At 74.3% G+C, this 20,841-nt stretch carries 20 protein-coding genes; 11 read left to right on the plus strand and 9 right to left on the minus strand.

Annotated elements, in window-relative coordinates; genetic code table 11:
- Positions 1 to 7 precede the first annotated feature (7 nt).
- The gene (locus ACY0MR_RS05835) at positions 8 to 1,042 is read right to left on the minus strand and encodes a LacI family DNA-binding transcriptional regulator (RefSeq protein ID WP_473559595.1); all 1,035 of its coding nucleotides are present in this window, start codon (positions 1,040 to 1,042) and stop codon (positions 8 to 10) included.
- 153 nt (positions 1,043 to 1,195) lie between these two features.
- On the opposite strand from ACY0MR_RS05835, the gene ACY0MR_RS05840 reads away from it, so the two are divergent.
- From ACY0MR_RS05840 to ACY0MR_RS05855, 4 genes are all read left to right on the plus strand, one after another.
- Positions 1,196 to 2,458, plus strand: a complete 1,263-nt coding sequence (locus ACY0MR_RS05840; RefSeq protein ID WP_361849879.1) for an MFS transporter — start codon at positions 1,196 to 1,198, stop codon at positions 2,456 to 2,458.
- 43 nt (positions 2,459 to 2,501) lie between these two features.
- Positions 2,502 to 3,209, plus strand: coding sequence for an alpha/beta fold hydrolase (locus ACY0MR_RS05845; RefSeq protein WP_473559597.1), 708 nt, complete (start codon positions 2,502 to 2,504; stop codon positions 3,207 to 3,209).
- Positions 3,210 to 3,223: 14 nt separating this feature from the next.
- On the plus strand, positions 3,224 to 3,454 hold the full coding sequence (locus tag ACY0MR_RS05850; protein WP_361849883.1) for a hypothetical protein: 231 nt from the start codon (positions 3,224 to 3,226) through the stop codon (positions 3,452 to 3,454).
- 83 nt (positions 3,455 to 3,537) lie between these two features.
- Positions 3,538 to 4,956 carry a flotillin family protein gene (locus ACY0MR_RS05855; RefSeq protein ID WP_473559599.1) on the plus strand — a complete coding sequence of 473 codons (1,419 nt, stop codon included), beginning with the start codon at positions 3,538 to 3,540 and terminating at the stop codon, positions 4,954 to 4,956.
- Positions 4,957 to 5,070: 114 nt separating this feature from the next.
- Here the strand turns inward: ACY0MR_RS05855 and ACY0MR_RS05860 are convergent, their stop codons facing one another.
- Positions 5,071 to 5,241, minus strand: a complete 171-nt coding sequence (locus ACY0MR_RS05860; protein ID WP_388795190.1) for a hypothetical protein — start codon at positions 5,239 to 5,241, stop codon at positions 5,071 to 5,073.
- Between the two features lie 77 nt (positions 5,242 to 5,318).
- Positions 5,319 to 6,152 carry a TIGR02452 family protein gene (locus tag ACY0MR_RS05865; protein WP_404078417.1) on the minus strand — a complete coding sequence of 278 codons (834 nt, stop codon included), beginning with the start codon at positions 6,150 to 6,152 and terminating at the stop codon, positions 5,319 to 5,321.
- A 227-nt stretch (positions 6,153 to 6,379) separates the two neighbouring features.
- On the opposite strand from ACY0MR_RS05865, the gene egtA reads away from it, so the two are divergent.
- Genes egtA through egtD form a run of 4 tightly spaced genes read left to right on the plus strand, consistent with a single transcriptional unit; the run spans position 6,380 to position 10,675 of the window.
- Positions 6,380 to 7,639 (plus strand): ergothioneine biosynthesis glutamate--cysteine ligase EgtA, encoded by a 1,260-nt coding sequence (egtA, locus tag ACY0MR_RS05870; RefSeq protein ID WP_473559602.1) that lies wholly within the window; start codon positions 6,380 to 6,382, stop codon positions 7,637 to 7,639.
- Positions 7,636 to 8,961: an ergothioneine biosynthesis protein EgtB gene (gene egtB / locus ACY0MR_RS05875; RefSeq protein ID WP_404078411.1), complete on the plus strand. Its 1,326-nt coding sequence runs from the start codon at positions 7,636 to 7,638 to the stop codon at positions 8,959 to 8,961. The genes egtA and egtB overlap by 4 nt, the downstream gene beginning before the upstream one ends.
- The gene (egtC, locus tag ACY0MR_RS05880; protein WP_361849895.1) at positions 8,961 to 9,713 is read left to right on the plus strand and encodes an ergothioneine biosynthesis protein EgtC; all 753 of its coding nucleotides are present in this window, start codon (positions 8,961 to 8,963) and stop codon (positions 9,711 to 9,713) included. Before egtB ends, egtC begins: the two co-directional genes overlap by 1 nt.
- Positions 9,710 to 10,675, plus strand: coding sequence for an L-histidine N(alpha)-methyltransferase (gene egtD, locus ACY0MR_RS05885; protein ID WP_361849897.1), 966 nt, complete (start codon positions 9,710 to 9,712; stop codon positions 10,673 to 10,675). Before egtC ends, egtD begins: the two co-directional genes overlap by 4 nt.
- Here egtD and ACY0MR_RS05890 read toward each other — a convergent pair.
- The 3 genes from ACY0MR_RS05890 to ACY0MR_RS05900 all read right to left on the minus strand — a co-directional run bounded on the left by ACY0MR_RS05890 (position 10,570) and on the right by ACY0MR_RS05900 (position 13,717).
- On the minus strand, positions 10,570 to 11,472 hold the full coding sequence (locus tag ACY0MR_RS05890) for a lysophospholipid acyltransferase family protein (RefSeq protein ID WP_473559605.1): 903 nt from the start codon (positions 11,470 to 11,472) through the stop codon (positions 10,570 to 10,572). The two genes, egtD and ACY0MR_RS05890, sit on opposite strands and share 106 nt — an antisense overlap.
- Positions 11,469 to 12,332, minus strand: coding sequence for a GNAT family N-acetyltransferase (locus ACY0MR_RS05895; protein WP_473559607.1), 864 nt, complete (start codon positions 12,330 to 12,332; stop codon positions 11,469 to 11,471). Before ACY0MR_RS05895 ends, ACY0MR_RS05890 begins: the two co-directional genes overlap by 4 nt.
- 137 nt (positions 12,333 to 12,469) lie before the next feature.
- A complete protein-coding gene (locus tag ACY0MR_RS05900; protein ID WP_361863184.1) occupies positions 12,470 to 13,717 on the minus strand; it encodes an extracellular solute-binding protein in 1,248 nt (415 codons plus the stop codon).
- 360 nt (positions 13,718 to 14,077) lie between these two features.
- Between ACY0MR_RS05900 and ACY0MR_RS05905 the strand changes: the two genes are divergently transcribed.
- Positions 14,078 to 15,118, plus strand: coding sequence for a vWA domain-containing protein (locus tag ACY0MR_RS05905; protein ID WP_361863187.1), 1,041 nt, complete (start codon positions 14,078 to 14,080; stop codon positions 15,116 to 15,118).
- 348 nt (positions 15,119 to 15,466) lie between these two features.
- Here ACY0MR_RS05905 and ACY0MR_RS05910 read toward each other — a convergent pair whose 3' ends face one another.
- Both ACY0MR_RS05910 and ACY0MR_RS05915 read right to left on the minus strand, forming a co-directional pair.
- The gene (locus ACY0MR_RS05910; protein WP_338491675.1) at positions 15,467 to 15,685 is read right to left on the minus strand and encodes a dodecin; all 219 of its coding nucleotides are present in this window, start codon (positions 15,683 to 15,685) and stop codon (positions 15,467 to 15,469) included.
- A 184-nt stretch (positions 15,686 to 15,869) separates the two neighbouring features.
- Positions 15,870 to 16,361 (minus strand): phosphatase domain-containing protein, encoded by a 492-nt coding sequence (locus tag ACY0MR_RS05915; RefSeq protein WP_473559610.1) that lies wholly within the window; start codon positions 16,359 to 16,361, stop codon positions 15,870 to 15,872.
- 112 nt (positions 16,362 to 16,473) lie between these two features.
- On the opposite strand from ACY0MR_RS05915, the gene ACY0MR_RS05920 reads away from it, so the two are divergent.
- Together ACY0MR_RS05920 and ACY0MR_RS05925 are read left to right on the plus strand one after the other, a co-directional pair.
- Complete coding sequence (locus ACY0MR_RS05920; RefSeq protein WP_473559612.1) at positions 16,474 to 17,505, plus strand: LLM class flavin-dependent oxidoreductase; 1,032 nt, start codon at positions 16,474 to 16,476, stop codon at positions 17,503 to 17,505.
- 112 nt (positions 17,506 to 17,617) lie between these two features.
- Positions 17,618 to 19,978 (plus strand): ATP-binding cassette domain-containing protein, encoded by a 2,361-nt coding sequence (locus ACY0MR_RS05925; RefSeq protein ID WP_473559614.1) that lies wholly within the window; start codon positions 17,618 to 17,620, stop codon positions 19,976 to 19,978.
- A gap of 28 nt (positions 19,979 to 20,006) precedes the next feature.
- Here the strand turns inward: ACY0MR_RS05925 and melC2 are convergent, their stop codons facing one another.
- A complete protein-coding gene (gene melC2, locus ACY0MR_RS05930; RefSeq protein WP_361858837.1) occupies positions 20,007 to 20,834 on the minus strand; it encodes a tyrosinase MelC2 in 828 nt (275 codons plus the stop codon).
- Between the last annotated feature and the right edge of the window lie 7 nt (positions 20,835 to 20,841).

Genomic DNA, 20,841 nt, shown 5'->3' on the forward strand with positions numbered 1-20,841 from the left:
GGGCCGGTCAGCTGGACTCGCGGCGGACGACCTCCGAGGCGAGCAGCGAGCGGGTGCGGGGCGGGACCTCGGGTTCCCGGACGGCCCGGTCGACCAGCTCGGCGAGTTCGCGTCCGAGGACCATGTCGATCCGTACGGTGCTGAGCCGGGGGCGCAGCAGCCGGCCGAGCAGCAGGTCGTCCGCGCCGACGACGGCGGTGTCCTCGGGCACGGCCACGCCGGCGTCCTGGAGCGCGCGCATCAGGAGCATCGCGTACTCGTCGTTGTAGGCGAAGACGGCGTCCAGGCCTAGTTCCCGCCAGCGTCCGGCGAGCGCGTCGGCCGACGCCTCGTCGTACCGCAGCGGGAGGGGTACGACGGTGGCGTCGGTGCCGCGGACGGCGCGCCGGGCGCCGTCGAGGCGGGGCCCGGAGAAGATGTCGAGGCCGGGCTCCTCGGGGAGGACGACGCCGATCCTGCGCCGGCCGGTCTCCACGAGGTGGGCGGTGGCGACCTCGCCGACGCGTCCCTGGTCCATGAGGAGGGCGTGGGTGCCGTCGACGTGTCCGGTGCCGAGGGTGATCACGGCGCGCGCCCCGGACCGCTTGAGGATCTCGACGCCCTGTCCGGTCAGCTGGACGGCGCCGAGGGAGACGACGGCCACCGGCCGGAGCTCGGCCCAGGCGCGGGCGGCCTCCTCGCCCTCGAGTCCGACGCTGCCGTACTGGACCACCGTGTAGTCGAGGCGGCGCAGGGCCCACTGGAAGTCGTTGAAGAACCGGCTGTAGAGCGGGCCGACCGGCACGTGGGAGGTCGGCAGCAGCACCATCCGGCTGTGGCCGGCGCGCAGGCTCCGGGCGGCGGCGTGCGGCACGTACCCGAGCTCCTCGGCGGCCTCACGCACCCGGCGGCGGGTCGGCTCGCTGATGCGGACGGCCGAGGTGTTGTTCAGGACGTACGAGACGGTGGCCCGGGAGACGCCCGCGAGGCGGGCGACGTCGGCGCTGGTCGGGACCGTGCGCCCGAGGGGGCGTTCGGGGGTGTGTTCGGTTGGCTGACTCATCGCTTCGGCATCTTTCCAGAACGATCCGGCCCGAGGTCTGGCGGATGGCCGGAAACGGGTGCTACACAATGCTCACACGTGTCAGTGACACGTGTAACTCACCCGTTCGATCCGTCTCTCGCCCCCGTCGGGCGATCTCCCCAGGAGGGCACCGTGGCCCTTTCCTCCCCCGGCTCCACCGCCTCCGGCACCGGCTCACCCGCTCCCGGCTCCCCCGCCGCCGACCGCCCGGCCCGCGGCCTGCTCGCCCTGCTGCTCGCCGGGAACACCGCGATGTACGCCCTGTACGTCGGCGTCCCCGGACTGCTCCTCGCGCTCCAGATCGAGGAGATCGACCCGGCCGACAAGGTGGCCAACTTCGGCCTGGTCTCCGGCATATCCGCGATCTTCGCCACCGTCTTCAACCCGGTCGCGGGCGCCCTCTCCGACCGCTCGGGCCGGCGCAACCCGTGGATCCTCGCCGGCGGCCTGCTCACGCTCCCGGTGATGCTGCTCCTGGGCGGCGTCCACACGATCCTGCTGGTGACCATCGTCTGGTGCCTCGGGCAGGCCGTCATGAACGTCTACCAGGCGGCCCTCACCTCCGTGGTGCCGGACCGGGTCCCGGTGGGCGCCCGCGGGAAGGCCTCGGCGGCCGTGGGCCTGGGCCTCCCCGTCGGGTCGACGATCGGCGCCCTGGTCGGGGCCGCCTTCTCCGAGGACTACCGCACCGGCTACCTCGTCCTCGGGGCCGTCGTCGCCGCCACCGCCGTGCTCTTCACCGCCTGTGCCCGGGAGCGGCGCATGCCCGCGAAGGCGCCCCTGCCGGTGAGGGAGCAGCTCAGGGCCTTCGGCAGCGCGCTCGGGCACCACGACTTCCGGTGGGCCTTCATCGGCCGCGCACTGCTGGTCCTCGGCTACTTCGCGGTGGCGGGGTTCCAGCTCTACATCCTCAAGGACCACACCGAGCTGCCCGCCGGGCTGAGTCCCGAGGAGGCGGTGGCGGTCCTCATGCCGCTCAACGCGCTCGCGATGGTGGTGTCCACCGTGCTCGGGGGCTGGCTCTCGGACCGCTACGACCGGCGCAAGCTCTTCGTGGGCGCCTCGGCGGCGCTGGCCGCGGCGGCGCTGCTCGTCCCGGCCGTCTCGGCGAGCTGGACCGCGATGCTGGTCTTCTCGGCGGTCAACGGCCTGGGCTTCGGCTGCTACATGGCCGTCGACACCGCTCTGGTGACCATGGTGCTGCCGAAGGCCGAGGACGCGGCCCGGGACATGGGCGTCCTCAACGTCGCCAACGCGGGGCCGCAGATCGTCGCCCCCTTCGCCGCCTCGCTGGTCGTCTCGCTGAGTGGCGGGTACACGGCGCTGTTCCTGATCGCCGCCGTACTGTCGGTACTCGGCGCGCTCGCCGTGCGCCCCGTCCGCAGCGTGCGCTGACCCCCGGCCGGCGTCCGCCCAGCACCGTCAGAGAGGCCGCACCGTGCTCCTGCACACGACCACGTGGGGGTCGGGCGACCGCATCGCCCTGCTCGTCCACGGCATCATGGCCGACCACCGCACCTGGCGGCGGGTCGGGCCGGCGCTCGCGGAGCGCGGCTACCGGGTGATCGCGGTGGACCTGCGGGGGCACGGCCGGAGCGGGCGCGCGGCGGGACCGGCCGGGTACCGTCCGCAGGACTACGCCGACGATCTCGTCGAAACCCTGCCGTCCGGGGCGGAGTTGGCCGTCGGGCACTCGCTCGGCGGGCTCGTCCTCGCGCGGACGGTGGGGCGCCTCGCGCCGGCCCGTGCGGTGTACTCCGACCCGGCCTGGCACCTGGCGGCCGGGCCCTGCGGCTACCGGGCCGAGATGTTCGTGCGGGGCAAGTCGCTGACCCGCGAGCAGATCAAGGGGTTCAACCCGCACTGGCCGGACGAGGACGTGGAGACGGAGATGGCGTCGGTGCGGACGTGGGACGAGCGGTCGGCGCACGGCCTGACGGAGTTCGTGGGCGCCGACATGTGGCCGGCCCTGGCGGAGGTGCCGTCGCTGGTGACCCTGGCCGATCCGAGCTCGCTGGTCCGGCCGGAGCACGCCCGGATGCTGACGGACCGCGGCTTCGAGGTCCGTACGGTGAAGGGGGCGGGCCACACGGTCCACCGGGACGAGTTCGACGGGTTCATGTCCGCTCTGGACGAGTGGATCTGACGTACCGTTCAGGCATGGACGACGCGTCGATGGACTCCTCGATGGTGGGACTGCTCGGCCGGGTGACCGGCACCGTCGGGCCGGGTCTCGTCGGTGAGGTGATCGTCCGGATCCGGGGCGGTGCCGAGCACTTCCTCGCCCATCCGGCCTCCCCGAAGGAGCGGATCGACGTGGGAACGGTGGTGACCGTCATGGAACATCTCCCTCCACGCACCGTCTATGTCACAGCCGCGTACGGGGGTTGACCGGACCGTTGAGCCGCGCCCGCCGCGGGCGCACACTCCCTTCACCGGATCCGCACCGGCTCCGGTGAAGGGGGACCATGTCCATGGGCATCGGCATTCTCGCGGGCGCCGTCGTCGGCACCGTCGCCGTCCTGATCATCGTCTTCAAGATGATGTGGCGCGTCGCGGAACCCAACGAGGCTCTGATCATCTCCGGCTCCAACCACAAGAACGAGGCTCTCGGCGCGGGCATGGGGTTCCGCATCGTCACCGGGCGGGGCACGCTGGTGCTGCCGGGTGTGCAGGCGGTGCGCAAGCTCTCGCTCGACCTCAACGAGACCCAGTTGTCCGTCGAGTGCGTGACCCACCAGGGCATTCCGCTGAAGGTCCGCGGTGTGGTGATCTTCAAGGTCGGTGACGACTTCGTGTCGATCGCCAACGCGGCCCGTCGCTTCCTCGACCAGCAGAAGCTCATGAGCGAGCGGGTGCACATCGTCTTCGCCGGCCATCTCCGCGCCATCGTCGGCGGGTTGACGGTGGAGGACATGATCCGTGACCGGGAGAAGCTGACCGGGCAGGCGCGTTCGGCCTGTGGCACGGAGATGGAGAAGCTCGGTCTGATCGTCGACTCCCTGCAGATCCACGAGATCGAGGACCCGACCGGGTACATCAAGAACCTGGCCGCGCCGCACGCGGCCGCCGTCCAGCGGGACGCGCGGATCGCCCAGGCCGAGGCCAACCGCCGGGCCACCGAGGCCGAGCAGCAGGCCGCGGCGCGCATGTCGGAGGCGACCCGCGACAGCGAGATCCTCCAGGCGGGCTATCAGGCGGAGCGGGACCAGGCGTCCGCGAAGGCCCGGCAGGCGGGTCCGCTGGCGGAGGCGGCCTCGCGCCAGGAGGTCGTCGTCCAGGAGACCCGGGTCGCCGAGCTGGAGGGCCATCGCAAGGAGCAGCAGCTCCAGGCGGAGGTCCGCAAGCCGGCCGACGCGATGGCGTACGAGACGAGGACGCTGGCCGCGGCCGAGCGGGACGCCCGGATCTCGGCGGCCGAGGCCGAGGCCAAGGAGACGGAGCTGGCGAGCGCCGCGAAGGCGACGGCGACCCGGCTCACCGGTGAGGCGGAGGCGGCGGCGCAGCACGCCAGGGGGCTCGCGGTCGCCGAGGCGACGCGGGCGAAGGGTCTGGCGGAGGCCGAGGCGATCAAGGCCCGTGCGGCGGCGCTCGCGGAGAACCAGGAGGCCGTCGTCGCGCAGCAGCTGGCCGAGAAGTGGCCGGAGATCGTGTCCGCGGGCGCGTCGGCGTTCGGGAACGTGGACCAGATGGTGCTGCTGAACGGCGCCGACGGCATGGCGGACGTGTTCGCCAAGGCGCTGACCATGGGCGGGACCGGTCTGGGGCTGGCCCGGCAGCTGCTGGCCACGATGAACCCGGCCGCCCAGGAGCGGCTGGGCACGGCGGTGCCTCCGGCGCCGCGGGCGCCGGAGGCGAGCGTGGAGATCAGGGTCGGCGGCGGGGAGGAGTAGCGGCGGGGCGGAAGGGGACACGGACCCGGGTCCGGTGCCGGTCGGCGCCGGACCCGGGTCCCGTGCCCCCGTCGGCTCCCCGCCTCGCTTCTCCGCCGGCTCGGCCGGCGCGCGTCAGTTGTGGCCGAACTTCCGTTCCTTGCGGTGCGCGGCGTGCTCCACCAGGGGCATCGACGTCTCGCTCCTGGGGGCCGTCGAGGTCTGTTCCTTCGTGGTAGCCCCGGTGCGGTGCTCATGACCGCCGGTACGGGCTCCCCGGTTCGTCCGGGTCTGTTTCCTGCCCACGATCGTGCCTCCCGTGACGGGTGTCGGACGGTGGTCCGTATCCCTTCAGCCTGGCACGGGGGTGCGGGCGCCGCACGTCAGGCGGCCGCCGCCCCGATGACCCGGGTGAAGGCGGCCAGGGTGGGGGTGCCCGGGGCGCGGTCCAGGACGGCGAAGACGATCTCCTCGAAGTGCCCGGCGAAGCGGCCGTCGCCGGTGAGCAGGGCGGCGAACGCGCCGGCGACCTGTCCGGGGTCGTTCTGGAAGACGCCGCAGCCCCAGGCGCCGAGCACGAGCCGCCGGTAGCCGTGCGCGGCGGCCGTCTCCAGGACGCGCTCGGCGCGGGAGGCGAGGGCGGCGGGGAGGCGGTCGGCGAGGGCGGGGGTGCGGCGCCGGAGGACGCCGGCGTTGGGGGCGGGCGAGGTCAGGAAGCCGACGGTGAAGGGGGCGTCGAGGAGGGCGCCGCGGTCGTCGCGGAAGACCGGTACCCGCGGCGAGTGGATGACCCGGTCGGTGTAGAGGACGTCCCGGTCCTCGCGGTGGTGGGCGTAGTAGTCGGGGGCGCGGAGCAGGGTGGTGTGGAGGGCGGAGGAGCGGCAGAGCGCCTCCTCCTGGGCCTGGGCGCCGTTGAGGTAGCCGCCGCCGGGGTTGCGGGCGGAGGCGAAGTTGAGGACGGCGACGGGGCGGGCGGGATCGGCGCCGGTCATCCGCCGGGCGGCGGCCAGGCTGCTCTCGCCGGTGACGTCGAGGGTGGGGGTCCGGTCGGTGTCGGGGGTGACCGGGACCGGTTCGGGGCCGTGCAGGCGTGTTCCGGCCAGGGCGGCGGCGAGGTCCTCCGCGAGGGAGACGGTCCGGCCGTCGGGGGCCCGGTAGCGGCCCGCGGCGACGATCTCCTCGGTCTGCCGCGCGATCGCGCGCAGTCGTGCACTCATGGCCCCAGAATGATCGTTTCCGATCGGCCGGGACAACGGGTTTTCCGGCGGTGCCGCCGGGTTCCGGCGGGGCCCTCACACGGGCGGATTCCGGCCGTACGGGGGCGCGGGGGGCGCGTCCGGCCGGTCCGGGGCGCTCTTGCACGCCGCTCGGCGGTGGCTTTAGGTGGAAGCAGAACGTCCCGGGGCCGGTCCCGACGACCGGCCCGACGACTGGAGGTGTACGGATGTCGTCCAGTGGCATACGGCGCGGCGACCCGCCCCTCGCGGAGGCGGACGCGGAGGAACTGCTGCGATGTATCTGCTTCAAGACCGGCCCGCCCCGCACCGTCGGGGTGGAACTGGAATGGCTGGTGCACGAGCTGCGCGACCCCCGGCAACCCGTCCGGCCGCCGCGGCTCGCGACCGCCCTCGACAGCGTGCGGTCCCTGCCGCTGGTGTCGTCCCTGACCTTCGAACCCGGCGGGCAGCTGGAGCTCAGCTCGCGCCCGGCCGGTTCGCTCATGGAATGCCTCGACTCCCTCGCGGCCGACCTCCGTGCGGTCCGGTCGGCGCTCGGTCCCCTCGGCCTCGGTCTCAGCGGATACGGGGTGGACCCCTGGCACTCGCCGCGCGGCCGGGTGCTCCACGAACCGCGGTACGACGCCATGGAGGCCGCGCTCGACCGCACCGGCCCCGCCGGGCGGGCCATGATGTGCGACTCGGCCTCCGTGCAGATCTGCCTGGACGCGGGCCTGGAGGAGCCGGGGCCGCTGGGCTACCACCGGCGCTGGCAGCTGGCCCATCTCCTCGGCGCGGTGCTGGTGGCGGTCTTCGCCAACTCGCCGCTGCACGGCGGCCGTCCCACCGGCTGGCGCTCGACGCGGCAGGCGCTGTGGGCGGACCTCGATCCCCTGCGGACCCTGGCGCCCCCGCCGGACGGGGAGCCCCGCGCCGAGTACGCCGCCCACGTCCTGGACACCCCGGTGATGTGCGTACGCGCCGAGGAGGGCCCCTGGGACGTGCCGGAGGGGATGACCTTCCGTGACTGGCTGCGCTCGGGCGGGCCCCGGCCGGCCGACGCGGACGACCTGCGGTACCACATGACGACGCTCTTCCCGCCGGTGCGGCCCCGCGGCCACCTGGAGCTGCGGATGGTCGACGCCCAGCCGGGGGCGGACGGGTGGATGGTGCCGGTGGCCGTGACGACCGCGGCCTTCGAGGACCCGGAGGCGGCGGAGACCGTGTACCGGGCGGTGAAGCCGCTCGCGGAGCGGGCCGGCGGCGCGCCCGCCCCGCGCAACCCGCTCTGGCTGGCGGCGGCCCGCGACGGCCTGGCCGACCCGGAGCTGCACGCCACCGCCCTGACGGTGTTCGCCGCGGCGCTCGACGCGCTGCCCCGGATCGGGGCGAGCGAGGAGGTGCGGCGGGCGGTCGCCGCCTTCCACGAGCGGTACGTGGTCCCCGGGAGCTGCCCGGCCGACGAGCTGGAGGTGGTGGCGTCATGACGGAGACCCGGACCGAGCGGGACCCCGAGGCGCTGCGCCGGCACGCCCTGGAGGCCCTCTCCGCCGCGCGGGCCCGCACCGATCTGCTGACGTCCTGCGTCGAGGACGGTGAACTCACCGCCCAGCACTCCCCCTTGATGTCGCCGCTGGTCTGGGACCTGGCGCACATCGGGAACCAGGAGGAGCTGTGGCTGTGGCGGGCCGTGGCCCGGCAGGAGGCCCTGCGGCCCGAGATCGACTCGCTCTACGACGCCTTCGAGCACCCCCGGTCGACCCGCCCCACCCTGCCGCTGCTCGCGCCGGGCGAGGCCCGTACCTACGCGGCGGACGTGCGGCTGCGCGTCCTCGACGTGCTGGAGCACGCCGAGTTCGACGAGCGCCCGCTGCTCCGCGCCGCCTTCGCCTTCGGCCTCGTCGCCCAGCACGAACAGCAGCACGACGAGACCATGCTGATCACCCATCAGCTGCGGAAGGGGCCCGCGGCGCTGACCGCTCCCCCGCCGCCCCCGCCGCGCGGCGGCCCGCTGCCCGCCGAAGTCCTGGTGCCCGGCGGCCCGTTCACCATGGGGACCTCCGAGGAGCCGTGGGCCCTGGACAACGAGCGGCCGGCGCACACCCGGGTGGTGCCCGCCTTCCACATCGACACGGTCCCGGTCACCAACGGCGCCTACCGGGCCTTCATGGCCGACGGCGGCTACACCGACCGGCGCTGGTGGCGGCCCGAGGGCTGGGCGCAGATCAGGGAGCACGACATCGCGGCCCCGCTGTTCTGGCGCCGGGACGGCGCCCAGTGGCTGCGCCGCCGGTTCGGGGTGACCGAACCCGTCCCGGACGAGGAGCCGGTGCTGCACGTCAGCTGGTACGAGGCGGACGCCTACGCGCGCTGGGCGGGCCGGCGGCTGCCGACGGAGGCCGAGTGGGAGAAGGCCGCCCGGTACGACCCGGAGTCCGGCCGCTCGCGCCGCTACCCCTGGGGCGACTCCGACCCCGGCCCCGAGCACGCCAACCTCGGCCAGCGGCACCTGCGGCCCGCCGCCGCGGGCAGCTATCCGGAGGGCGCCTCGCCGCTCGGCGTACGGCAGCTGATCGGGGACGTCTGGGAGTGGACCGCGAGCGACTTCCTGCCGTACCCGGGGTTCACCGTGTTCCCGTACAAGGAGTACTCGGAGGTGTTCTTCGGCCCGGACCACAAGGTGCTGCGCGGCGGGTCCTTCGCCGTCGACCCGGTCGCCTGCCGGGGCACCTTCCGCAACTGGGACCTGCCCGTGCGCCGCCAGATCTTCGCCGGCTTCCGCACGGCGCGCAGCGCGGAGCTCGACTGATGTGCCGCCACATCGCCTTCCTGGGCGATCCGGCGGCCCTGGGAGAGCTGCTCGTCGAGCCGGCGCACGCCCTGCTGCGCCAGTCGTGGGAGCCCCGGTCCCAGACCAGCGGCACGGTGAACGCCGACGGCTTCGGGGTGGGCTGGTACGCCGAGGGAGACCCCGTGCCGGCCCGGTACCGGCGCTCCGGCCCGATCTGGGCCGACCTCTCCTTCGCCGACCTCGCCCGGGTGGTGCGCTCCGGTGCCCTGCTCGCCGCGGTCCGGGGGGCGACGCTCCCGGGCGCGGACGGGGAGGCGGCCGCCGCGCCGTTCGCCGCCGGGCCCTGGCTGTTCAGCCACAACGGCGCCGTCCGGGGCTGGCCGGGCTCGCTGGCGCCGCTCGCCGCGGCCCTTCCGGCCGGGGAGCTGCTCGGACTGGAGGCCCGGACGGACTCGGCGCTGGTCTGGGCGCTGGTGCTGCACCGGCTGCGGTCCGGGGACGCCCCGGGGGACGCCCTCGCCGACACGGTGCGGGAGGTCGCCGCGGCGGCCCCCGGCTCCGGGCTCACCCTGCTGCTGACCGACGGTGCGCGGATCACCGCGACCGCCTGGGAGAACAGCCTCTGGTACCTGACCGGCCCCGACCGGGTGGTCGTGGCCTCCGAACCGTACGACGACGATCCGCGCTGGCGGGAGGTCCCCGGGCGCACGCTCGTGACCGCCACCCGTGCCGACGTCACCCTCACCCCGCTCAAGGAGCCCTCCGCGTGAGCCCGTTCCAGCTGACCCGCACCCTCGCCCCGGACGCCGCCGGCGCCGATCTCCGCGCCGACGTCCTCCAGGGGCTCAACCGCTCGCCCAAGGAACTGCCGCCCAAGTGGTTCTACGACGCCCGGGGCAGCGAGCTGTTCGAGGAGATCACCCGGCTGCCCGAGTACTACCCGACCCGGGCCGAGCGCGAGATCCTCAAGGAGCGCGCGCCGGACATCGCCGCCGCGACCGGGGCCAGAACCCTGGTGGAGCTGGGTTCCGGCTCCTCGGAGAAGACCCGGTTCCTCATCGACGCGCTGCTGCCGGGGCTCGACGCCTACGTGCCGGTGGACGTGAGCGAGTCCGCGCTGACGGGCGCGGCGGAGTCGCTGCTCGGCGAGCGGCCGGAGCTGCACGTGCACGCCCTCGTGGCCGACTTCACCCGGGGGCTCGCGCTGCCCGGGACGCCCGGCCCGCGCCTGGTGGCCTTCCTCGGCGGCACCATCGGCAATCTGCTGCCCGGGGAGCGGCGCACCTTCCTGCGCTCCGTGCGGGCGATGCTCACGCCGGGCGACGCGCTGCTGCTCGGCACGGACCTGGTGAAGGACGAGGCGACGCTCGTGGCCGCGTACGACGACCCGGCCGGGGTGACGGCGGCCTTCAACAAGAACGTCCTCGCGGTGATCGACCGGGAGCTGGGAGCGGACTTCGACCCGGACGCGTTCGCGCACGTGGCGGTGTGGGACGACGAGCGGGAGTGGATCGAGATGCGGCTGCGGGCCCGCCGCGCGCTGACCGTGAAGATCCCGGAGCTGGATCTCGCGGTGCCGTTCGCGGCGGGCGAGGAGATGCGGACGGAGGTGTCCGCGAAGTTCCGTCAGGCCGGGGTGCGGGCCGAGCTCGCGGAGGCGGACCTGGAGCTCGACCGCTGGTGGACCGACAGTGCGGGCCGGTTCGCGCTGTCCCTCGCCACCGCACGCTGAGCGGCGGCCGCCAGGGCGCGCCGGTCCCGGTGGAGGGTCCCGGTCAGGGGCTCGCCGAGGCGGACGACGGCGGTGAGCCGGCGGGTGGAGACCACCCGCCACAGCGAGGAGCCGAGCGGGTCGGCCCCGACGTAGGCCGCGGCGTCGGTGGGCCGGTAGTCGATCCGTACCGGCTGCACGGCGCAGCCGGCGTCGAGGGCGGCCTGGAACGCGGCCGGGCGGAACCGGCCGCGTTCCCGTCCGCACCAGGTAGAGCCCTCGGGGAAGACCAGCACCCGGCCGCCGGCCGCGAGCACCCCTGCCAGGGACCGCACGGTGCCGGGCAGGGCCATCAGGCCGTCCCGGTCGATGAAGAGGGTGCCGCCGAGCGCGGCGAGCGTGCCGAGCACCGGCCAGCGGCGGACCTCCGCCTTGGCGACCGCCCGGCCGGGCAGGACGGCGGCGAGCAGCGGGATGTCGAGCCAGGAGACGTGGTTGGCGACGACGAGGAGCGGGCCGGAGGCCGGGGCCGCCGCTCCCTCGTAGCGGACGCGGACGCCGAGGGCGCGGACCGTCGCCCTCGTCCAGAGGCGGACCAGGGCGAGCCGGGCGGCGGCCGGGAGCAGGGCGGCCGGCGCGGCGAGGAGGAGGCCGAGGAGGACCGTGCCGAGCCCGGCGGCCAGCCGGAGCGCGGACCGGACGGAACCGGCCTCGGCGGTCCCGGCGCCGCCGGGGCCGGACGCGGGATGGGCCGCGCACCGGCCCGGGGTGCAGGGCGCCGTGGGGAGCCACGGCGAGGGGGCCGTGGTCCCGGTCACCGTGCCGGGACGAGCGAGAGGAAGTGGTCGAGGTAGCGCGGGTGGGTCCGGCGCAGCGAGAGCAGGACGAAGAGGTCGGCGGTGCCGAACTCCGGGTCGTGCGCCGGGGCGCCGCAGACCTGGGCGCCCAGCCGGAGGTAGCCGCGGAGCAGCGGCGGCAGTTCGGTGCGGCCCTCGGGGCGGGTGACGCCGTCGGGGCTCCAGAGCTTGTGCGGGGTGACCCAGTACTCCTCGGGGGCGAGGTGCTTGGTCCTGACCGTGTCCCAGGTGGCGGCGGCGAGGGCGCCGCCGTCGGCGAGCGGGAGGGAGCAGCAGCCGGCGAGCCAGTTGTGTCCGGTGTCGTTCATGTAGCGGGCGAGCCCGGCCCAGATGAGGGCGATGACGGCGCCGTTGCGGTGGGCGGGGTGGACGCAGGAGCGCCCGACCTCGACCAGGTCGTGCCGGATGGGGGCGAGCCGGCCGAGGTCGAACTCGCTCTCGGAGTAGAGGCGCCCGGCGATCGCGGCCCGGTCGGGCGGCAGGATGCGGTAGGTGCCGACGACCTCGCCGGTGGTCTCCTCCCGGACGAGGAGGTGGTCGCAGTACGCGTCGAAGGCGTCGGCGTCGAGGCCGGGTTCGGGGCCGTCGAGCCGGGCGCCGAGTTCGCCGGCGAACACCTGGTGGCGCAGCCGCTGGGCGGCCCGGACGTCCTGCTGGTCCCGGGCGAGGCCCACCTGGTAGCGGGGGGCGGGGTCCGCGCCGGACGCCCGGCGGGCGGCCTGCTCGGCGGGGCGCCGGGGCGCGGGCCGCTCGCCGTGGGGCCGGTCGGGGGCGGCGTGCGGCGGGGCGGGGACGGCGAGCGCGGGGGTCGGTGCGGCCATGTCGGACTCCTCCGGCGTACGGAAGGGGAAAGGACGGCGCCGGACCGGTGAGCGGTGGTCCGGCTCCTCGTTTCTTCCGTGAGCGGCTGGATTCGACGTGACAGGCCGGGGGCCCGCGGGTGTGGAGGCGCTGAATGCTATTCGGCGAGGGTGTCCGTGATCTCGGCCGAGGCGGTCTGGGCGGCCTTCAGGGGGTCCTCGCCCTGGAGGACGGCCGTCATGTAGGGCTTGATGGGGTTGTCGGCCTCGACGTCGGCCCACTGCGGGGAGTTGGGGGTGGCGCGGCCGCGGGCGGCGGCCCGGGCCATGACGGCGGTGGCCTCCTGGCCGGCGACGACGGAGGCGAGGCTCTTCTTGTTGGGCACGTAGCCCATGGTGCGGGCGAGGTCGGTCTGCCACTTCTCGCCGGCGAGCGCCTTGACGACGTCGAGGGCGGCGCCGCGCTGCGGCGCGTTCTTCGGGATGATGAGGTCGGAGCCGCCGGTGAAGACGGCGCAGGGCCGGTCCTCCGCCTTCCCGGGTATGGGGAAGTAGCCGAGCTTGTCCTTGAGGGCCGGGTTGGCCTGGACGATCGCGGCGACGGCGCTGGGCGCGGCGATGAGCTGGGCGACGTCGCCCTTGGCGAAGACGTCGGTCTGCGGCGGGGTCTGCTCGTCGGCGTCCTTGGGGCCGGAGCCGAGGGACTGGAGCTCCTTGTAGTAGGCCATGCCGCGCCGGGCCGCCGGGGTGTCGAGCGCGCCGGCCCACTCGCCGCCCTTGTCGACGGCGAGTTCGCCGCCCTCGTCCCAGACGAATCCGGCGAGGGTGTACCAGTCCTGGCCGGCCAGGTAGATGCCCTGGGAGCCCTTGCTGTTGAGCTTCTCGGTGTCGGTGAGCCACTGCTCGCGGGTGGCCGGCGGCTTGTCGATGCCGGCGTCGGCGAACAGGTCCTTGTTGTAGATGACGATGCGGTTCGCCGCGTACCAGGGGATGCCGTACTGCGCGCCGCCGATGCTGCCGGGCTCGGCGAGGCCGGGGAGCCAGTCCTCGCTGCCGAGGTCGCGGACCGACTCCAGGGTGAGGTCGAAGAGCCTCTCGGTGTCGGCGTACTGGGCGACCTGGGTGTTGCCGACCTCGATGACGTCGGGGCCGCCGGGGCCCTGGATGGCCTCGGTGACCTTCTTCCCGATGCCGGTCCAGTCCTGGATGGTGACCTTGAGCTCGACGCCGTCGTGCTCCTCCTCGTAGGCCTCGGTGAAGCGGTTGAGGAAGTCCTCGCTGACGCTGTTCCGCATGAGCCAGATGTTGACTGTCTTCGTCCCGCCGCCGCCCGGGAGCATCCCGCAGCCGGCGAGGGCGAGCGCAGTGGCGGCTGCCAGGGGGCAGGCCAGATGGCGGTTCTTCACGTAGGTCACCTTCTGCGGTTCAGCACAGGGTCGTGCGGCATGGGGGGCTGACCCGACATGGGGGGACCGAACGGGGTGTTCGCGCGGGTATGTGGCCTGGATTCTGGTCTGGACCAACGGGATGGTCAAGTCCTTGACCATCCCGTCCCGCGCCTCAGACGCGCCATCTGTTCCGTTACCGGCGGTAATTACCCGTCGGTCACCTTTGGCCGAACCTCCCGGGCCCGCGCCGCCCGGAATCCCCCGGCGACCGACGGGGCGAGACCGCCCTCCCGCATGCGAACAGGTGATCGATTGTCAGTGGTGGGTGGGACCGTAGAGGCATCGGGTCGGAAGGCCCGCGAACCAGGGGGAGTTGCCATGTCCGGAAGCCAGAACTACATCAACCACGTCGCTCTCGTACTGGATGCCAGCTCGTCCATGTCGCACCTGAGCCGCAAGGTGGTCGACGTCGCCGACCAGCAGATCGCCTACCTCGCCCGCCGGTCCCGGGAGCTGGACCAGGAGACCCGCGTCACGGTGTACGTCTTCGCCGACACGGTGGAGTGCGTCATCTACGACAAGGACGTCCTGCGGATGCCCTCGCTGAAGCAGCTCTACCGGGTCGGCGGCATGACGGCCCTGCTGGCGGCCGCGCTGAAGTCGCAGCGGGAGCTCGCGCAGACGGCCCAGCTCTACGGCGACCACAGCTTCCTCACCTTCGTCCTCACCGACGGCCAGGAGAACGCCAGCCACCGCTGCCCCGACGCGCCCTCGAAGGACGCGCGCGGCCTCGTCCAGGCGGTGACCCGGATGATCGAGACGCAGGAGGACAACTGGACGCTGGCCGTCCTGGTGCCGGACCAGGTGGGCAAGCGCGAGGCCGTCCAGAGCGGCTTCCCCAAGGACAACGTCGCCGTCTGGGACGCCACCAGCACCCAGGGCCTCGAAGAGGCCGGGCAGGTCATCCAGGAGGCCACCGAGAAGTTCATGGTGGGCCGCACCAAGGGGATCCGGGGATCGCGCGCGGTGTTCTCGACCGGGGCGGACGCGGTGAACCCGGAGACGGTGAGGGCGGCCGGCCTCGCCGCCGTGGACCCGTCCGACTACCGGCTGATCCCGGTGGCCCGCGACGCGGCGATCCGCGAGTGGGTCGTCGAGTCCGGCCACACCTACCGGACCGGGGGCGCCTTCTACCAGCTGAGCAAGTCGGAGAAGGTGCAGGCGAAGAAGCGGATCGCCGTCCTGGAGAAGAAGACGGACCGGGTGTACACCGGGCCCGAGGCACGCGCCCTGCTCGGCCTGCCGGACGCGGAGGCCCGCGTCCGGCCCGACCACAACGACGACTTCACGATCTTCGTGCAGAGCACCAGCGTGAACCGGAAGCTGGTGCCGAACACCCGGCTGCTGCTGATGCTCTGAGAGGGGGCGGCGCGACCGGCGGCCGGAGCGGACGTCCGCTCCGGCCGCCGGTCGCGCGCGTCGACGCGGGGCCCGGGCCGGCGCCGGCCCGCCGTGCGCGGTCCGCGCGAGGTCGGCGCGGGCCGGGTGGGCCGACAGGTCGGTGGGAGGGGGCGGATCGGCCCTTCGGATCGTGCCGGTCAGGCCCGCGTCGTCCGGTGCCTGGGGTCTCCCCAGGCCCGCCAGGGCCGAGGGGACGCATCGCAAGGCGGAGAAGTACCCGCGTACGGGACGTACCCGGGTACCTCGACAACGCGGCGAGGTGCGGTGCCGGGCGGCGCGGGTCAGGCAGGATCCGGAAGAGACGGCCTAGGCGCCCGGCTCCTCCAGCCGGAAGCCGACCTTCATGCCCACCTGGAAGTGGGCGACCTGGCCGTCCTCGACGTGACCGCGGATCTCCGTGACCTCGAACCAGTCGACCGAGCGCAGCGTTTCGCAGGCGCGGGTGATGCCGTTGCGGATGGCGGTGTCCACGCCCTCCGAGGACGATCCGACGATCTCCGTGACGCGGTAAACGTGGTCTCCCATGGCGGCCTCTCCTTCGGGTTCCGACTCCATCCACCCTGCACGGAAGCGGAGACCCCCGCGAGTCGAGCCGGAGCGCGCCCCGCGCCGTCCGGTCACGAGCGCCCGGCCGGGTCGCCCCGCCCCGCGGGGCCGGGGCCGGGAGCCGCCCTCGCCCTCGGGGCCCGGGCGCCGGGAGCCGCAGCCGTCAGGTACGGCCCTCCTTCTCCTGGGCGTCCCTCAGCTCCTCCGACGGGGTCGCCCACCCTGCTCGGACGACCGGGAAGCCGGCCTCCTCGGCGGCGTCGCAGACCAGCAGGTCGTCGTCGACGAGCATCCTGACCGCGCGGTCGGCGGCGAGCCGGCGGAGGTTCTCCACCTTCGTCACCCGGGCCGGCCGGAAGTCCCGGTGGCGGCGCATGTGGACCGGCCCCTCGGGGAGGCCCTGTGCGGTCAGCCAGGCCAGGGTGTCCCGGCGGCAGCGCTCCGGGCGCCCGGTGAGGTACACGACGTCGCACTCCTCGGCCGCCTCCCGGCACAGCGCGACCCCCTCGTCGAGCGGCGGGTCGTCGGGCGCCGCAGCGAAGAAGGCGTCCCAGTCCTTCGGGCGCCGTTCCAGGAAGTGCTGACGGTGGGCCGTGGCGGCCAGTGTGTTGTCGAGGTCGAAGACGGCCAGGGGCCGGGGGGTGTCCGCTGTCACGCGGCCCAGCGTAGGGGGTGTCCCGCCGATCACGCGGGTGTCGCGGAGCCCGGCCCGGCGGGCCGGGGGCGCGCTGCGGGAATCCCTGCCGGACCAGGACGTTGAACCCCCTGTGAGCACCTTTCCCGGCGGCGTCCGCTTCTCCGTCCTCGACCGCTCCCGCACCCGGGAGGGCGAGGACTCCTCCCGGGCACTGCGTGACACGGTGGCCCTCGCCCGGGAGGCCGAGGCCCTCGGCTACCACCGCTTCTGGGTGTCGGAGCACCACAGCGTGCCCGGTGTGGCCGGTTCCGCGCCGACCGTCCTGGCGGCCGCCGTGGCCGCCGCCACGTCCCGCATCCGCGTCGGCACGGGCGGGGTGATGCTCCCCAACCACCAGCCCCTGGTCGTGGCGGAGCAGTTCGGCGTGCTGGAGTCCCTCTTCCCCGGCCGGATCGACATGGGCGTCGGCCGCTCGGTCGGCTTCACCGACGGCATCCGGCGCGCGCTCGGCCGCGACAAGGAGGACGCCGACCGGTTCGGTGAGCAGCTCGTCGAACTGCTCGGCTGGTTCACGGGCGAGCAGTCCGCCCACCCGCAGGTGCACGCCCGGCCCGCCGAGGGGCTGCGGGTGCCGCCCTTCGTGCTGGCGACCGGCGAGGGCGCGTCCCTCGCCGCGGCCACCGGGCTGCCGCTGGTCATCGGGGACCTCCGCGGCCGCGACCGGCTGCTCGCCGCCGTCGAGACGTACCGCTCCGCCTTCCGCCCCTCGCCGTGGGCCGCCGAGCCGTACGTGGTGATCGCCGGGACGGTCGCGGTGGCCGGCACCGAGGCGGAGGCCCGGCGCCTCCTGATGCCGGAGGCCTGGTCGCTCGCCCACGCGCGCACCCTGGGCGCCTTCCCGCCGCTCCTCGCGCCCGAGGCGATCGACGGGCTCACGATGACGGAGAGGCAGCGGGGCCTCTACGAGTCGGGGCTGACCGGCCATGTGCACGGGACGGCGGAGCAGGTGGCCGCGGCGCTGGCGGAGGCGGTGCGGGAGACCGGGGCGCAGGAGGTCCTGGTCACCACGAGTACCTACGACCGGGCCGCGCTGAGCGGGTCGTACCGCGGGCTCGCGGCGGCGGTCGGCCTGACGGCCGGGGCGTCGTCGGCCACCACGTGACGCACCGCCGGACGCACCCCGGCCCCTGACGCACCCCGGCCCCCCGGCCCACCGCACCGGCCCCGTGCGGCCCCGACCGGGCCGCGGACGAAACGGGAGATACCATCGCGCCATGTCCGAAAGCCGCCATGATCCGTACGTCCGCGTCCGCGGTGCCCGTGAGCACAACCTGGCCGGGGTGGACGTCGACATCCCCCGTGACGCGCTCGTCGCGTTCACCGGGGTCTCGGGCTCCGGGAAGTCCTCCCTCGCCTTCGGCACCCTCTACGCCGAGGCCCAGCGGCGCTACTTCGAGTCGGTCGCGCCGTACGCGCGGCGGCTGATCCATCAGGTGGGGGCGCCCGCGGTGGGCGAGATCACCGGGCTCCCGCCGGCGGTCTCATTGGAGCAGCGCCGGTCCTCACCGAACGCCCGGTCCTCCGTCGGGACGGTCACCACCCTCTCCAACTCGCTCCGCATGCTGTTCTCCCGCGCGGGCCGCTATCCGGAGGGCGCCGAGCGGCTCGACTCCGACGCCTTCTCCCCCAACACGGCGGCGGGCGCCTGCCCCTCGTGCCACGGTCTCGGCCGGGTCCACGACACGAGCGAGGAACTCCTGGTCCCCGATCCGGAGCTGTCGATCCGTCAGGGCGCCGTCGCCGCCTGGCCGGGCGCCTGGCAGGGGAAGAACCTGCGGGACGTCCTCGACGCCCTGGGTCACGACGTCGACCGGCCGTGGCGGGAGCTGGACGCGAAGGACCGCGAGTGGATCCTCTTCACGGACGAGCAGCCGGTCGTGACCGTCCATCCGGTCCGGGACGCCGACCGCATCCAACGCCCCTACCAGGGCACGTACACGAGCGCCCGGCGGTACGTGCTGCGGACCTTCTCCGACTCGAAGAGCGCGACCCTGCGGGCGAAGGCGGAGCGGTTCCTGACCAGCACCGCCTGTCCCGTGTGCGGCGGCGGGCGGCTCCGGCCGGAGGCGCTGGCGGTCACGTTCGCGGGCCGCACCATCGCCGACCTGGCGGCGCTCCCGCTCACCGCCCTGTCCGCCCTCCTCTCCGCACCGGCGGCCGGAGTGGGCGAGACCGCGCGCGTCCTGACCGGCGACCTCGTCGCCCGGATCGCGACCGTGACCGAACTCGGCCTCGGCTACCTCAGTCTGGACCGGGCCACCCCCACCCTCTCCAACGGGGAGCTCCAGCGGCTGCGGCTCGCCACCCAGCTGCGCTCGGGGCTCTTCGGCGTGGTGTACGTCCTGAACGAGCCCTCCGCGGGACTGCACCCGGCCGACACGGAGGCGCTGCTCGTCGTGCTCGACCGGCTCAAGGCGGCGGGCAACTCCGTGTTCGTCGTGGAGCACCACCTCGACGTGATCCGGCACGCGGACTGGCTCGTGGACGTCGGGCCGCTCGCCGGGGTGCACGGGGGACGGGTCCTGCACAGCGGTCCGCCGGCCGGGCTCGCGGCGGTCGGGGACTCCGCGACCCGCCGCTTCCTCTTCGACCGGGATCCCGGGCCCGCGCGGGAGGTGCGCGCGCCCGCCGGCTGGCTGCGGACGGGGCCGGTGACCCGGCACAACCTCCGGGAGGTCGACGCGGCGTTCCCGGTCGGGGTGCTGACCGCGGTCACCGGGGTGTCCGGCTCGGGCAAGTCGACCCTGGTCGGCGCGCTGACGGAGGAGGTCTCCGGGGTGGGGCGGCTGGTGACGGTGGACCAGCGGCCGATCGGCCGCACCCCGCGCTCCAACCTGGCCACGTACACGGGTCTGTTCGACGTGGTGCGCAAGCTGTTCACCGAGACGGAGGAGGCGCGGGCCCGCGGCTACCGGGCGGGCCGGTTCTCCTTCAACGTTCCGGGGGGCCGGTGCGAGACCTGCCAGGGAGAGGGGTTCGTCTCGGTCGAGCTGCTGTTCCTGCCGAGTACGTACGCGCCGTGCCCCGACTGCCACGGCGCCCGCTACAACCCCGAGACGCTCCAGGTGCGGCTGCGGGGCCTGACCATCGCCGAGGTCCTCGACCTGACCGTGGAGGCCGCCGCGGAGTTCTTCGAGGGCACGCCCGCCGCCGCGCGGAGCCTGCGCGCCCTGCTCGACGTGGGTCTCGGCTATCTGCGGCTGGGGCAGCCCGCGACGGAGCTGTCGGGGGGCGAGGCGCAGCGGATCAAGCTCGCGTCCGAGCTCCAGCGGCCGCACCGCTCCCCCACCCTGTACGTCCTGGACGAGCCGACCACGGGGCTGCACCCGGCCGACGTCGAGGTGCTGATGCGCCAGTTGCACGGGCTGGTGGACGCGGGCCACTCGGTGGTGGTCGTGGAGCACGACATGGACGTGGTGGCCGCCGCGGACTGGGTGGTCGACCTCGGTCCGGGCGGCGGGGACGAGGGCGGCCGGATCGTGGCCGCGGGGCCGCCGGACCGGGTGGCGCGGGCGGCGGAGAGCCGCACCGCGCCGTATCTGCTCCGGGCGCTGGGGTCCGCCGGACGGGACTGAGGCCGTCCGGCGGGCCCGTGGCCGCGGGTCAGGCCGCCGTGTCGAAGGTGTAGTGGCGGGTGTGGTCCAGCATGTCCGCCGGGGTCACGTCGTTCCACGGGCGCATGGTGTCGCCGAGGTCGACGACGTTCGGGGTGCCCGCGGCCGGGAGGTACGGGGACCGGGGGTGACGGGCCTGCCAGTCGGCCCACAGCTTGTCGATGAAGGCGTGGTGGAGCCAGAACACCGGGTCGTTCGGGGAGACTCCGGTGCCCATCTGGCCGCCGACCCAGACGTGGACGCGGTTGTGGAGGTTGACTCCGCGCCACCCTTCGAGGTGGTTGCGGAAGCCGTCCGAGGAGCTGTTCCACGGGGCCGTGTCGTAGGTCTCCATGGCGAGGACGGAGTCCACCTCGGCACGGGTGGGGAGCTGGCGCCCGCCCGCCCCGAGGTCGCGCCGGAGGTAGTCGCGGCCGTCGACGCGGACGCTGATCGTCCAGCGGTTGCCGAGCCGGGCGAACGGGCCGTCGGTCACCTGGCCGTCGCGGGCGCGCCCGGTGCCGCCGAGGAAGTCGGGCGCCCAGAGCGAGGAGCGGGCGGTGCGGTCGGCCGTCCAGTCCCAGTAGGGCAGGGCGACGGTCGGGTCGACGGCCTGGAGGGCCTGTTCGAACTCGATGAGGAAGCGCCGGTGCCAGGGCAGGAAGGACGGCGAGCGGTGGCCGACGCGGTCGCCGTTGTCGGTGTCGCTCATGATGAAGGCGTTGTGGGTGGTGACGAAGGTGTCGTACCGTCCGGAGCGCTTGAGCTCCAGGAGGGCGGCGACGAAGCGTCGCTTCTCGTCGGCGGTGAGGGCGGCCTGGTTCTTGCGTACGGTCATGACGGGT

The sequence above is a fragment of the Streptomyces sp. JN8 genome, assembly GCF_055808075.1.